General features: G+C 35.9%; 15 protein-coding genes. 14 read left to right on the top strand and 1 reads right to left on the bottom strand.

What is annotated here, in order from left to right:
• The first annotated feature begins 1 nt into the window (after position 1).
• The 12 genes from GYA49_00700 (at position 2) to GYA49_00645 (ending at position 9,866) form a co-directional block, all read left to right on the top strand.
• Positions 2-568, top strand: coding sequence for a hypothetical protein (locus GYA49_00700; protein ID NMC35543.1), 567 nt, complete (start codon positions 2-4; stop codon positions 566-568).
• Positions 565-1,221 carry a hypothetical protein gene (locus tag GYA49_00695; GenBank protein ID NMC35542.1) on the top strand — a complete coding sequence of 219 codons (657 nt, stop codon included), beginning with the start codon at positions 565-567 and terminating at the stop codon, positions 1,219-1,221. Before GYA49_00700 ends, GYA49_00695 begins: the two co-directional genes overlap by 4 nt.
• 4 nt (positions 1,222-1,225) lie before the next feature.
• Positions 1,226-1,573 carry a hypothetical protein gene (locus GYA49_00690; protein NMC35541.1) on the top strand — a complete coding sequence of 116 codons (348 nt, stop codon included), beginning with the start codon at positions 1,226-1,228 and terminating at the stop codon, positions 1,571-1,573.
• A 17-nt stretch (positions 1,574-1,590) separates the two neighbouring features.
• Positions 1,591-2,994: a hypothetical protein gene (locus GYA49_00685; GenBank protein ID NMC35540.1), complete on the top strand. Its 1,404-nt coding sequence runs from the start codon at positions 1,591-1,593 to the stop codon at positions 2,992-2,994.
• A gap of 4 nt (positions 2,995-2,998) precedes the next feature.
• Positions 2,999-4,240, top strand: a complete 1,242-nt coding sequence (locus GYA49_00680) for a hypothetical protein (protein NMC35539.1) — start codon at positions 2,999-3,001, stop codon at positions 4,238-4,240.
• A 70-nt stretch (positions 4,241-4,310) separates the two neighbouring features.
• A complete protein-coding gene (locus tag GYA49_00675) occupies positions 4,311-5,144 on the top strand; it encodes an EamA family transporter (protein NMC35538.1) in 834 nt (277 codons plus the stop codon).
• Positions 5,145-5,147: 3 nt separating this feature from the next.
• Positions 5,148-6,413 carry a phospholipid carrier-dependent glycosyltransferase gene (locus tag GYA49_00670; GenBank protein ID NMC35537.1) on the top strand — a complete coding sequence of 422 codons (1,266 nt, stop codon included), beginning with the start codon at positions 5,148-5,150 and terminating at the stop codon, positions 6,411-6,413.
• Complete coding sequence (locus GYA49_00665; GenBank protein ID NMC35536.1) at positions 6,404-8,047, top strand: hypothetical protein; 1,644 nt, start codon at positions 6,404-6,406, stop codon at positions 8,045-8,047. Before GYA49_00670 ends, GYA49_00665 begins: the two co-directional genes overlap by 10 nt.
• A gap of 37 nt (positions 8,048-8,084) precedes the next feature.
• Positions 8,085-8,660 (top strand): class IV adenylate cyclase, encoded by a 576-nt coding sequence (gene cyaB, locus GYA49_00660; protein NMC35535.1) that lies wholly within the window; start codon positions 8,085-8,087, stop codon positions 8,658-8,660.
• 6 nt (positions 8,661-8,666) lie between these two features.
• Positions 8,667-9,083 (top strand): hypothetical protein, encoded by a 417-nt coding sequence (locus GYA49_00655; GenBank protein NMC35534.1) that lies wholly within the window; start codon positions 8,667-8,669, stop codon positions 9,081-9,083.
• 3 nt (positions 9,084-9,086) lie between these two features.
• Positions 9,087-9,626, top strand: coding sequence for an inosine/xanthosine triphosphatase (gene yjjX / locus GYA49_00650; GenBank protein NMC35533.1), 540 nt, complete (start codon positions 9,087-9,089; stop codon positions 9,624-9,626).
• A 15-nt stretch (positions 9,627-9,641) separates the two neighbouring features.
• On the top strand, positions 9,642-9,866 hold the full coding sequence (locus tag GYA49_00645) for a hypothetical protein (protein NMC35532.1): 225 nt from the start codon (positions 9,642-9,644) through the stop codon (positions 9,864-9,866).
• A 2-nt stretch (positions 9,867-9,868) separates the two neighbouring features.
• On the opposite strand, the gene GYA49_00640 is transcribed toward GYA49_00645, so the two are convergent.
• Positions 9,869-10,972 carry an LCP family protein gene (locus GYA49_00640; protein NMC35531.1) on the bottom strand — a complete coding sequence of 368 codons (1,104 nt, stop codon included), beginning with the start codon at positions 10,970-10,972 and terminating at the stop codon, positions 9,869-9,871.
• Positions 10,973-11,060: 88 nt separating this feature from the next.
• On the opposite strand from GYA49_00640, the gene GYA49_00635 reads away from it, so the two are divergent.
• Both GYA49_00635 and GYA49_00630 read left to right on the top strand, forming a co-directional pair.
• Complete coding sequence (locus GYA49_00635) at positions 11,061-12,101, top strand: peptidoglycan bridge formation glycyltransferase FemA/FemB family protein (GenBank protein NMC35530.1); 1,041 nt, start codon at positions 11,061-11,063, stop codon at positions 12,099-12,101.
• Positions 12,102-12,980 carry a peptidoglycan bridge formation glycyltransferase FemA/FemB family protein gene (locus GYA49_00630; GenBank protein NMC35529.1) on the top strand — a complete coding sequence of 293 codons (879 nt, stop codon included), beginning with the start codon at positions 12,102-12,104 and terminating at the stop codon, positions 12,978-12,980. It begins immediately after the preceding gene.
• The last annotated feature ends 33 nt before the right edge of the window (positions 12,981-13,013 follow it).

The raw sequence follows: 13,013 nt of genomic DNA, 5'->3' as shown, positions 1-13,013 counted from the left end.
AATGGCTAAAAAACAGTCTTCTATTGCTATCAATTTGCTTTCCAGTAAATCCTTTGAAGCAAGTCCTGTAGGTCAAACTTTTAATTGGGCTCTGCGTATTGGTAAGCTGATTTTATTTGGAACTTTTCTCATTATTATCATCGCACTTTTGGTTCGTTTTAGTCTTGATCGCAAAGTAGATCAATTAGCTGAAAATATTGAAAGTAACACAGATATTATTCAGCAGCTCGGTGATACTGAAATCAAAATCAGAAAATTACAAAACCGCCTTGATAACATTGACACTTTAACAAAAGATGATCAGTCACTGTCTGAAGCTATTAATCTACTTGAACATAATTTGCCAAAAACAGCCGTCTTAGAAACTATTACTTTAAATCAGCAACAGTTATCTTTTGAAGGAACAGTGCCAAATGAAACTGTTTTTTCAAATATGTTGGCATCATTACAAATTCAGCCTCAGTTTTCTGAAATAGTTATTGATGAATTAAGTTCAGGAGGATTGTCTGATCCAGAAATCAGTTTTTCTATAAAATTATCTTGTGATTTAGCTAAAACCGAGTTATGAAAACACTTGATCTTGATCAGTTCGGTAATTACAACAAAACGTACGAGAAGTATCGCAATAACCCTTTTGCCCAAGCTTCTCTGGATTTTGTTTTATCAGTAATCCTGGTGATTGCTTTATTTCTTTTCGCAGTCAAACCTACCATTATTACTATTTCCCAACTTCAAGACAAAATAGAAGAATTTGATACGTTAAATAAATCATTAGTGACCAAAATTAACACTATTCAAAGCCTAAACGCTAGTTATGAAACTATGTCTCAGACAATCTCTTTGGCAGATCAAGCTTTACCGGATGATCATAATTTTTTACTCTTTGAACAACAGCTTCGCTATTTTATCCAAAGGAATGATTTACTCGTTTCCTCGCTTTCTTTTTCAGAATTTCCCTTATTTGATCAAACTGAAATAGATGAAGACCCATCTAAAACAGAGAGTAAAAAACAACAGCTACCAAACGGGGTGAAGGCTATTTCGATCAACCTCAATGCTCAGGGCTCTTATGAGGGTATTAAAAAATTTATCAATGATTTGGAGCAGCATATTCGTATTGCTCATATAGATACTGCAGTTTTACAAACAGGTAAACAGTCATCTCAACTGAGCTTAAATCTAAGATGTACTGTTTATTTTGGTAACAAACTGGAAGAATAAATGTATGGCAAATAAACGTCAAGGCATTAACCACTGGTTTATTATTACTTTTTTACTTTTAATCACTAGTTTGCTCTGGTTTTTTATTGATATGAGTAAAAGTAAAAATGTCAATTTTGCAACCACAACTGCTAAAGCAGCAGCTAAACCTATCAAAAATTTATTTAACCAACAGGCTATTGATCTTGTTCAAGGTAGGTTTGTAGTACCTAGAATCGATCTAGCAAAAATCGAACCTTATACTAGCATTAGCATCAGCAAATCTGCTAGTATTAATACAGCTAATAATCGAGTCTCTCTACCTGCCCAGGTACAAGAGCTAATAGCTAGTGGTTCCGGAGAATTAGAATAAACATATTAAACTGCTCTATGAATACAAAGCAATTATTTACTTATCTTGGAGTTACTGTTGTTTTGATTGCTTTACTCTTTGGTGGCTATTTTGTTTATCAAAAAGGCCTTCTGACATTTCAGAAAGATCCAACTATTACCCCTAAAAAAGTCAAAATTACCAATGTTTCTCATGACCGCTTTACCGTCTCATGGCTGACCGATGCTGCTACTAAAGGATCAATTGCCTATGGCAGCAAAGGCAAACTTGACCAAGTACAACTTGATGATAATGATCAGCTAACAGGCCAAGCTCAGGATTATAAAGTTCATCACGCTACAATTACCGGTTTGCAACCTGCCACTACGTATAATTTTGAGATTAAATCAGGAGAAAAACTAATCTCTTTTAATGATAATGGTGAAGCATATTCTGTAAAAACCGCTCCCACCCTAGGTTCACAACCTCCAACTGATTTGATCAACGGAACAGTTAGTTTAGAAAGTGGTGCTCCTGCCAGTGGTTCTATTGTGTATGTTACTATTCCAGGCGTAACTCCTCTTTCAACTCAAGTTAAAAAGGATGGTAGTTGGCTCATTAGTCTTGCAAATGCTCGCACCACTAAACTCACAGAGTATGCTCAATATGACCCGGAAACAACAATTATTGATATTATGGTTCAAGGTGACGGTAAAACTAGTAATGTAACTACCAATACTGCCAATGATTCTCCTGTACCAGCTATAACTCTTGGTCAAACCTATGACTTTACAGCTTTAGCTCAAGCAGAACCTGAGCCAATGCCTTCAACTATTGATGAAGAAGTTCAGGATTTTCCAACTGATGAAATTCTTGCAACAGATGAAGAAACTACAGAACCAGAAGCTTTACCAATAGAGCCAGATGAAGAAGCTACTGATAGCGGAGAAATGCCAGAAACCTATGCCCAAGAATTAGAACAAAATCCACTTGAAAGTATTCCTGTAAGCATTACTAATCCAGCTGATGACGGCGAAGAACTAAACACAACTCAACCTGATTTTTTTGGAGAAGGCCCTGCTAATAAAGTTTTAACAATTCAAATTGATAGTGGTACCACAACTGCTACTGCAGTAGTAGATAGCGAAGGAACCTGGAGCTATAGTCCAAACTCCAATCTAGCTGAGGGATCTCATACACTTACCATTGATTATACTGATAGTAATGGTGACAATCAGACATTAAACCGCAGCTTTGTTATCGCTACTGCTGGAGTAGGTGGCGATGATTTACCAGCCTTTGAAGCTACCCCTTCAGCTACTTCAGTTACTCGCAGTAGCATGCCCTCTACTGAAAGTGGAACTCCCACTTCTGGTTTTTCACTACCAACCTATGGGATTTTGTTGCTTGGTTTTGTTTTACTTACCACCGGATTCTATGCTAAGGTTATAAACAAGGCTTAATTTTATGGATTTTGATAATCATACATCAACTTCTAAACCTCACTTAGTTAAAACACCCAATTTCAATAAACCTCATAAGCATAGTAATCCAGTTCATATAGATACTATTGATAACACAGTTAAACCTACTTCCATGGAGGAAAAAGTAAATCCGGAAAAAATAGACATAGATGAAGCACTTATTCAACCAACTTCTTTAGCAACAGAACAAAACACAATAAGCAGCACTCTTCCTCCAACTCCTTTAGAAAATACTATTGATGAAAATAAAGCAGATTCTAAGTCTGAACCTCCTGAAAAAAAGAAACTGGAACAACCAAAACAGGAACCTGAAAACTCAACAAAGCCTAAACATTCGGTTTTGAAAACTGTATTTTTAATTGTACCAATTCTACTTTTTACAGGCTTGATTGTAACTGCTGGTTTAATGTTGGTTTATTTAAAAACAAATCAGCAAGACATCGTTTCCGACACTCAAACTCCCAGTAGTACTGTTAGCCAACAAGCTACTACCCCAGAAGTCTTTCAACTTGAAGGTGAAGATGAAAGCACACCTAGTGCTAATGTGTGCGAGATTAATTTTAGTGTTGGCCAAAATTCATGTTATTCTGGTAATTGTTCGACTGATGCGGACTGTACTAGTGGACTAATTTGTAAAGATGTAACTTACAACAATATTGTCCAAAAAATGTGTGTTAATGCTAGTTGTCCCTTACAAACTGATTGTAGTTGCCCAACTTGTTATCAAGAGTGTAATAATAAGGATGAATGTCCTGATAGTTTATCTTGTCAAAGTGTTGATGGGGTTATGAGATGTATTAATTCATCATGTCCAACTAGTGAAAGCTGTAGCTGTCCAGGATGTTATGAAGAATGTGATTCAAGTGAAGATTGCCCAGATAGTTTGACATGTAAAAGCATCAATGGGGTTAATCGATGTGTCAATAATGACTGCCCTCTGCAAACTGATTGTAGCTGTCCTGACTGTTGGGGTGAGTGTAATAACGATGATGAATGCAGTGGCAGTATGACTTGCGAAGAAATCAATGGTACCAAACGTTGCGTCAATCCATCATGTAACGAAGAGTCTGACTGTACTTGCTCTACTCCAACTCCTACAGCTACTCCAACAGATACACCTCAACCTCCTAAAGCCCCTGAGCTTCCCAAAGCTGGAGGTTTACCACCCACTTTCCTATTTACACTTGGTGGGGTGGTCTTGGTAGCAATCGGACTTCTCCTCTAAACTCTAATTAACACAAACTTTTCTGTAGACTATAATTCTATATATGAACTGGATCTTGGCAGGTTTTATTATGCTCATATCTTCTGTTGCTTTATATCTTCTGGTGCGCAAAAGTCAACAACTGAAAACTGAAACAGTTTTTAATAATTTTGCTATGTTTGCTATCCCAACTTTCATTTTTCTAGTGATGAATGTATTTCAATCCAATTCGTTATTTATTCCTTGGCATTGGATCGGTGTTTTTGCATTAGCTGGTTTTTTTCTAAGTTACTTAGGAAATGTGTTTTCATTAAATAGTATTCGTTTGGCTCCAAATCCTGGCTATAGCTTAATTCTGTCCAAAAGTTACGTCATTTTTACCACCTTGACTGCAGTTTTAATTTTCGATTCAGCTTTGTCAGCTAAAGAAATAATGGCGATTTTACTCATTATTATTTTTAGTGCCGTGATTATGGTTGATAAAAATAAACAAAAAGAAGTCAGAGCTTCAAAAACTTGGGTTCTATATGCTTTCGGTGCTTTTTTTGCTTGGGGTGGCTTAGCTTTAGCTTCAAAATATTTTATTGGACAGGGAATAGAAATATTAGTTTTTCTTTTTTATATTTTTCTATTTGTCTCGTTATTTACTATCATAGAAATGAAAATAAGAAAAAAACAATTTTTGTATAACAGCTCCCAACTGAAAATATTGATCTTAATTGGGGTTAGCGCTATGTTGTTTAATTTATTTATGCAAATAGGGTATAAATTTGCACCCAACCCTGGATACATTAATGCTATGAATGCAGCTTCAATTTCTCTGGTAACGTTATGTGCTGCCTATTTTTACAAAGACGATTTAAATCGCAAAAAATTGACTGGAGTGATTGGTGTTACTATTGGCTTACTACTTTTACTACTTTAAGTTATGTTTCGTTTACGTAAATTTTTTAACAAGAACTACTATACTTTACTTTTACTGGTAATCTTGCTTTTTGCCGTAATTACTAAATCCTGGCAACTGTATTATCCAAATGAGTACGTTTTTGATGAAGTGTATGCCGGCTTTACCGCCGAACAGTATGCAGCTGGAAATAATAAAGCTTGGGTTTGGGATTATCCAGCACCAGAAGGTTTTGCTTACAACTGGGACCACCCTCCCCTAGGCCGAATTATTGTGTCTTTACCAATTAGACTTTTAGGTCAAAGTTCTTTTTCCCGAAGATTAGCACCTATGATAGCTGGCGTACTTCTTAGTTTTGTTGTTTTTAAATTGAGCGAGTTGCTTTTTCCTAAAAATAAATTTATTCCCTTAGTAGCGGCTTTTTTAGTAGCTTGCGATGGTTTGGTTCTAACCCTATCCCGCATTGCCCTCGTTGATTCATTGTTAACACTTTTTATTACTACCAGTATTTATTTTTTGCTTAAAAAAAAGTTTTTTGTTTCAGCGCTCTTTTGGGGAGCCGCTTCAGCCTGTAAATGGACTGGGGTATTTGTATTAGCATATGTCTTTGTTTTTTTTATATTACACACTAAGTGGTCTCGTGATCCAAAGGCAATACTTATAAATATTCTAAAACTTTACAAACACATGATTTTATATATTGCAGCTGGTTTTGTAGTTTATGCGTTTAGTTTTAGTTTTGTGTTTTGGCACTATGGTTTTGACAAAATTATTGAACTGCATCAGCAAATGTATTGGTATCATTCTCATTTGGTTGCTACTCACCCTTCACAGTCGCCAGCTATTTCCTGGCCATTGGATCTTAAACCGGTTTGGTTTTGGGTAAATTATCAGCAAGATACAATTGCTAATATTTATGCCTTTGGACATCCTTTGATTTTCTGGTGTGGTTTTGTAGCTGTCTTTTTTACTTTCTTTTTAGCCATAATTACTAGGCACAAAAATTTATGGTTTTTGCTTCTAGCATATCCTACGGCTTGGCTACAATGGATTGATTCACCCCGAATTATGTTTTTGTATCATTACTTACCAGCCGTACCCATTATGTGCATTATCTTGGCTTTTACCCTGTGGTTTATTTGGTATCATAATGCTGTCCTCAAGGCGTTTGTTTATTTTTTCTTGATTTCAGTTTTTATAACTTTTTGGTATTTCTATCCTTTTTGGACTGGGATTCCTTTATCAAAACCAAATGTCGAACAGCATCGCTGGCTAACTACATGGCGTTGAAAAAATCATTTCCTCACCAATCATATATAGATTTTAAATTTGATTTTAAAAAAAATCGCTGGCTGCTGATTCTATTAGCAACTTGGGGAGTCTTTTTTCTTACCTTTTGGCCCAAGATGCTTTACGTTGATAGCGATGGTAATTTAACCACCGGTTGGTGGATTGTTTGGGCTGATTGGGCTATGCATATTAGCCAGGTTATGAATCTGTATTCCAGACCATTGGGAGCAGTTCTTGCTAATAATCCTTTGTTTTATGGCCAAAAATTAGCTTATCCTCTTTTTACCAATCTCCTTTCTGCTAATCTTTTAAAGGTTGGTTTTACCCTACCTCAAGCTATGGTCTTACCATCCATAGCTTTTTCTTTCTCACTTTTACTAGGTTTATATACCTTAGGTAAAATGCTTGTTAAACATGAAGCTCAAATTTTTTTAGCAATTTGTGTGTTTTTCACTGGCGGAAGTTTAGGGTTTATAGAATTTTTAAAAGACCCTAGTTTGTCGGAAAATATCCGCTACGCCAACACGCATATTCCTGATTTAGGGTATTGGATGTATAACGTGTTTTTAGGTTTTTTAATTCCACAGCGAGCCATGTTAGCTGGCATGGGTTTGGGCATTTGGGTTTTCTGTTTTGTTATCTGGCTGTATCTTAAAGATTTTAAAGTCAAAAACCTGACTCTTTTCTTGGCCGGTTTAGTCACTGGACTACTCACCTATGTTCATGTTCATACAGTTATTGTTCTTTTCTTTCTATGTTTTTGGCTACTATTGATGTCTTATCGGTATTGGTATAAGTGGTTACTTTTTGGCGCAGGAGCATTTCTAACTGCTTTACCATTTTTTCTTTGGGGGTTTGATCGTGACTTGGGCACTTTTATGAGATTGCAACTGGGTTGGCTAGCTCATAATAATGGGACTTTGTGGGCTTGGTTTTTGTTTTGGTTTAAAAATTGGGGAGTTTTTTTACCAGTGGTTGCCATTGGTTTTTGGCAAATTTGGAAAAAAACTAAGCTAAGAAACATTTACCTGGCTTTTTTACTGATTTTTGGATTGGCTAATATCTGGCTATTTCAGCCTTATGATTGGGATAATGCCAAACTATTTATTTGGGTGTATCTTTTTTGGTGTTTTTTAGCAGTCCAAGCGCTATCTTTTGTCTGGCAGAAAAAAATAGCAGGCAAATTACTTGCAACTATATTATGTATCTTTTTAATTTTAGCTGGTACTCTTGATCTATTTAGACTACTTCAATTTAATGAACAACCGATGTTGACTTCTCATGAAATCGATTTAGCGCAAATGCTTCGACGTAAATCTAGCCATAATGATATTATCTTAAACAGTGATTGGCATTTACAGTGGGCTTCGGTTTTAACTGGTCGACAAATTATGATGGGTTATCGGGGTTGGCTTTGGTCTTGGGGGATTGATTATAATTCAAGACTAGAAGAGGTTAGGAAAATATATCAAGGTGAACCTCAGGCCTTAGATTTGATTAAAAAATACAGTATTGATTGGATCATTTTAGATAGCAGTAGTCGGGGTATGTTTGAAAATAACGAGCAATTTTTGGATGAACATTTTATTATCGATTATGAAGAACCAGGCTTAAAAATTTATAAAGTTAAATAATCGTTATTCCTGCGTAGACAGGAATTGTTTTTCTTTTATGAATCCTAATGACATCGAAATCGAAATTAAACTGCCTCTCAAAAACCCTGAAGAAGTAATTGCTTTTTTACAAAAAAAAGCCAAACTGCTAGCTAAAAATACTCATCAAAAAGACATTTATTACACACCTAAGCATCGGGATTTTCTGGCTACTAAATATCCCTACGAATGGTTGCGTTTACGCCATAGCTCAAAAGGTAATTGTATTACTTACAAACACTACTATCCAGAAAATACTAAAGTCACCGACTATTGTGATGAGTTTGAAAGTAGCCTTGACAATATTAGCGTTTTAGAAAAAATTTTGACAAGCTTAGATTTTAAAACATTAGCCGTAGTTGATAAGAATCGGAGTACTTGGGATTACAAACAAGTTGAAGTTGCTATCGATGAGGTTAAAGATTTAGGTAGTTTTATTGAGCTGGAAGCTAAAAGACAATTTCCTACCCCTCAAGCAGCCAAAGAGTATTTATATGAAATTTTGGAAGAACTACATGCTCAAGTTGGCAAAGAGGAGTTGCGTGGCTATCCATATTTGTTACTAGCAAAGAAAGGTTATCAATTTGGAGAGTAAATATTTATGGAAGAAGGATTGTTAATACAAGATTGTAATATTTCCGCTAAGATTGATTCACCAATAGAAATTAATGAAAAACCTCCACATCTATTAGATTTTCTTGGTTTGTTAAGTGAACTAATTGGACAGCTTTACAGAACTTTATACTTATATAAAAAAAATGGTGAACCTTCTCTACAAGAAGTTGAAAAAGCATCAAACGCTTGCATAGAAATAGTAGAATTAAATAGAGGTTTATTTGAAAGGCATAGAAAGGAAATGGAAAGAATAACGGATGAAAATATTCGATTTATTGCAAAATTTAATAATCAAGAGTATGAAAATACGAGAAAGCAAGTAATCATAGATCGAGAAAATCTCGAAGCACAACTGGAAGAATTAGAAATTCAATTTATTCCCAGGTTCTACTGGTTATTTTAGTATATGAAAAAAGTCATCATCGCCTCTCAAAATCCAATTAAAATAGAAGCCACTAAACTTGGTTTTGAAAAAATGTTTCCTCAAGAAATATACAACTATAAAGGTATCAAAGTTGATTCCGGAGTTGGTAAACAACCCATGACTGACCTTGAAACATTTCAGGGTGCTTCTAATCGAGCTAAAGCTGCTCAAGTCCAAAAACCTCAGGCTGATTACTGGATTGGCATTGAAGGAGGTATTGAAGTAGTAGATGGTAAAATGAGAACCTTCGCCTGGGTCGTAATTACGAGTAAAAGTAATCTTGGTCAGGCCAAAACCGGCACTTTTTATCTGCCACCAAAAATAACTGAACTTATTAAAGAAGGTAAAGAGTTGGGTGAAGCTGATGATATTGTTTTTGGTCGGACCAATAGCAAATATAAAAACGGAGCTGTCGGATTACTAACTCACAATTTAATCAATCGAAGTAGCTATTACAGTGAAGCGATAATTTTAGCTTTAATCCCGTTTAAAAATCCTGAGCTTTACGAACAATTTAAATAATCATATACTCATTTTATGAGATCAAAGGACGTTGAACCTCTATCAACAGATATACATCAACAATTTTTAGCATTAATTCTTGAAAAAACTGGTTGTTCTACAGCAAAAGAACTAATCCAAAAAGATTCCGCTGGACCTTATCACGGTATGGGCGTTAATCTAAGGACAGATCGAGCATGTAAACCAAAAGTAAGAGAGGCAATTGATACTGGATATGGTGTAGTAGAAATGCCAGGATAAACTTATTTCATCTTCTGCCGTAAATAAGCCTGAAACTCATCCCACGTTCCGGCACTGGGCTCCAACACCCACTGATCATATTTTTCAACAGGAGGATTAACTAAAAAACCTGGGTTATCGTCATCGCCAGTATCTAGTGTGATTGTGGTAATTTCTTTACCAGATCGCCAAAAATTATAACCAAAACCAGCCAGACCAGCATAAATTTTTTCAGAAATATCTTTATTAAACGTAATATATTGTGAAGCCAGCTTTTTAAGTTCCAGTAATTTGCTGGGATTAAGATAGACTTGTGAAGAACTGAGTTTTTCTTTGATAGCTTTTAAGACTTTTTGTTGTCTAGCTGATCTGGCAAAATCAGTGCCTTCATCCCCTTCGGCATGCCGGGAGCGGGAAAATTTAAGCGCTGTTTGCCCATCCATATGTTGCAAACCTTTTTCAAAGTGTAAAACTTCATAACGGCATCTAAACTCCGGATCACCATTACACTCATCATCTTCTTTGCCAGGGATAGGGTAAAATTCATCAGTAAAACTCTGGTCAACGGTTACATCTACTCCGCCCAGCAAATCAATCAGTTTGACAAAACCGTCAAAATCAACCATAGCTACATAGTGAATTGGTTGACCAACAATTTCATAGACGGCATCTTCAACCAAAGGAAAACCACCGCCTTTTTCCTTTTGTTCACCATAATAGTAGGCTGTATTAATTTTGGCTGCTAAAGAGGTGATCCAAATATCGCGGGGAATCGAGAGCATCAGTACTTCGTTATTAACTAAATCCAGTGACAAAAAAATAATAGTGTCTGTCAAATCAGCCGCTTCATGGCTAGCATTACCTTTGCCCAGAATTAAAATATTGGTATGATTTTGATATGAGGGCAATGTGTATAGCGGATCAGTAAAAAAAGTCGTGACTACTTTCGGACCATATAGAATTTTTTGCAACAAGCTTGAAACTGGTTTACTAAATAGGCTAATTAAAACTGTCAGTACCGCCAAAAACGATAAGATAATTACTACCCTAGTAAACCAAATATGCCGTAATAGCCAACGTTTGATCCGTTGCCAAAAGAGTGTATTGCTATAGTCTGTTGGGTTCATGGTGCGTTATAATAAAAATACTTAACCTTGTCATTTCGATCCGACAGCTGGTAGATCAAGGTAACATCAATAAATCCATTTTATCATTATGTTAGTTCGAGAAGTACGACCAGAAGAAAAAGATAGCTATAACCAGGCGGTGGCCCATCCGCTTCAGTCTTGGGAATGGGGCGAGTTTCGTGCCAAAACTGGTATTGATGTAGTTCGTCTTGGTGAATTTAATGGCAGCAAAATTGTCAATGGTTTTACTATCACCTTTCATCCTGTACCTAAATTTCCTTTTACTATTGGTTATTTGCCAAAATCAGTTTTACCTAGTGAAGAAGTTCTGGCTGCTTTGAAAGATCTGGGCAAAGCTAAAAATGCAATCTTTATTAAACTTGAACCCAATGTATATCAAATAGCTGAAACTGATAATAAGGAAAAGTTGGCTGAAGCCAAAACATATCTTAAAGAGCATAGCTGTGTCTTTGGTAAGCCGATGTTTACTAAATACAGTTTCATGGCTAATCTTAGGCTTTCAGAGCAAGAACTTCTGGCAAATATGAAGCAAAAAACCCGCTACAATGTGGGACTGGCTCAACGCAAAGGGGTGGAAATTAGCGAAGATAATAGTGAATCGGCATTTGAAGATTATCTCAAATTAACTTTTGAGGAAACCACCAAACGGCAACGCTTTTATGCTCACAACGAAAAGTATCACCGCCAAATGTGGTCAGTCTTAAAACCAGCTGGGATTGCTCACCTTCTTAAAGCAACTCACCAAGGCAATACTTTAGTTACTTGGATTTTATTTACCTTTAATCAAATTTTGTATTATCCATATGGCGCTTCTAGCTCTGCTGACCGCGAAGTGATGGCTAGCAATCTAATGATGTGGGAAGCTATACGCTATGGTAAGCAAGCTGGCTGCCAGATTTTTGACATGTGGGGTAGCCTTGGTCCTGACCCTGATCCAAAAGATCCCTGGATGGGTTTTCATAAATTCAAGCAAGGCTATGGCCCAACTTTGATGGAATTTATGGGCACATTTGATTATGTGATTGATCAGCCTAAATACCAGGTTTATCAAATAGCTGATAAAGCCCGTTGGAAATTGCTTAAGTTAAAAGCCGCCCTCCCATTGTAAATGTTTTCAAATACTAATCTTATTGATGTCCGTCAAACATCGCAGTTCAACCAATTTATGCAAACCCTTGGCTGGCAACAAGGTGTTTTAAGACAAGATAAAGACACAGTTTTTTATTCTTACCGCACTATTCCCTTAACTCCTTTTGGTTTGGTTAAAATTTTGCGCGCTAAAAAATCACTCGACCCCAAAATGGTTAAGCAAATCAAAAGAAAACATAGAGTTGTAATTTTTAAGCAAGAACCTTTTATTATTGCTAAACAAAAAAAAGATCAGATTTATTTTACTAAAGATAAAAATAATTCTTGGCCAGTTTTACCTACTAAAACCCTATGGCTTGACGTAACTAAATCTGAAAACTATTTATTGGCAAACTTAAAAGCTAAAACCCGTTATAACTTACGCAAGGCTCAACAAAAATTAGTAGTTTCAATTATTTCTGGAGATAAAACAAGCAAAGAACAATTGCAAAATTTCTATCAACTGTGGTCAAAAAATAAACCGCACAACTGGCTGTTTAAACCTAAATTTTCAGAGCTAGAAAACTTAGTCAGATCTTTTGGAGGGAAATGTTTTTTTGTCTTTATTTCTCAAAAGTGTCATTCTGAGCGTAGCGAAGAATCTATTACTAATAACCTGTTGGCCACTTGTCTTATCCTAACTACTCCTAATATGGCTTTCTATTGGCACAACGCTTCAACTCTAAAAAGCCATCAACTTTTTGCTCCAACTTTATGTATTTGGCAAGCAATTTTGGAAAGCAAAAAACGCAAGATGAAAATCTTTGACTTTGAAGGTTTATGGGATGAGCGCTTTCCCAAACTCAATTCTGGTTGGAAGGGATTTACCAAGTTTAAGCTTGGTTTCAGCGCTAGTTGACACCATATCAATAATCCTGAGATCATAAACTAT

Source organism: Candidatus Beckwithbacteria bacterium (assembly GCA_012797845.1).
Lineage (GTDB): Bacteria > Patescibacteriota > Microgenomatia > UBA1400 > UBA1449 > JAAZOH01.
Note: the sequence above shows the minus strand (reverse complement) of the source record. Positions and strands in the feature narration are given on the sequence as shown.

Coding starts and splice junctions, on each gene's coding strand:
- GYA49_00695 (NMC35542.1), top strand. CDS start 565: ATGAAAACACTTGATCTTGATCAGTTCGGTAATTACAACAAAACGTAC.
- GYA49_00675 (NMC35538.1), top strand. CDS start 4,311: ATGCTCATATCTTCTGTTGCTTTATATCTTCTGGTGCGCAAAAGTCAA.
- GYA49_00680 (NMC35539.1), top strand. CDS start 2,999: ATGGATTTTGATAATCATACATCAACTTCTAAACCTCACTTAGTTAAA.
- GYA49_00670 (NMC35537.1), top strand. CDS start 5,148: ATGTTTCGTTTACGTAAATTTTTTAACAAGAACTACTATACTTTACTT.
- cyaB (NMC35535.1), top strand. CDS start 8,085: ATGAATCCTAATGACATCGAAATCGAAATTAAACTGCCTCTCAAAAAC.
- GYA49_00685 (NMC35540.1), top strand. CDS start 1,591: ATGAATACAAAGCAATTATTTACTTATCTTGGAGTTACTGTTGTTTTG.
- GYA49_00655 (NMC35534.1), top strand. CDS start 8,667: ATGGAAGAAGGATTGTTAATACAAGATTGTAATATTTCCGCTAAGATT.
- GYA49_00635 (NMC35530.1), top strand. CDS start 11,061: ATGTTAGTTCGAGAAGTACGACCAGAAGAAAAAGATAGCTATAACCAG.
- yjjX (NMC35533.1), top strand. CDS start 9,087: ATGAAAAAAGTCATCATCGCCTCTCAAAATCCAATTAAAATAGAAGCC.
- GYA49_00640 (NMC35531.1), bottom strand. CDS start 10,972: ATGAACCCAACAGACTATAGCAATACACTCTTTTGGCAACGGATCAAA.
- GYA49_00630 (NMC35529.1), top strand. CDS start 12,102: ATGTTTTCAAATACTAATCTTATTGATGTCCGTCAAACATCGCAGTTC.
- GYA49_00690 (NMC35541.1), top strand. CDS start 1,226: ATGGCAAATAAACGTCAAGGCATTAACCACTGGTTTATTATTACTTTT.
- GYA49_00665 (NMC35536.1), top strand. CDS start 6,404: ATGGCGTTGAAAAAATCATTTCCTCACCAATCATATATAGATTTTAAA.
- GYA49_00645 (NMC35532.1), top strand. CDS start 9,642: ATGAGATCAAAGGACGTTGAACCTCTATCAACAGATATACATCAACAA.
- GYA49_00700 (NMC35543.1), top strand. CDS start 2: ATGGCTAAAAAACAGTCTTCTATTGCTATCAATTTGCTTTCCAGTAAA.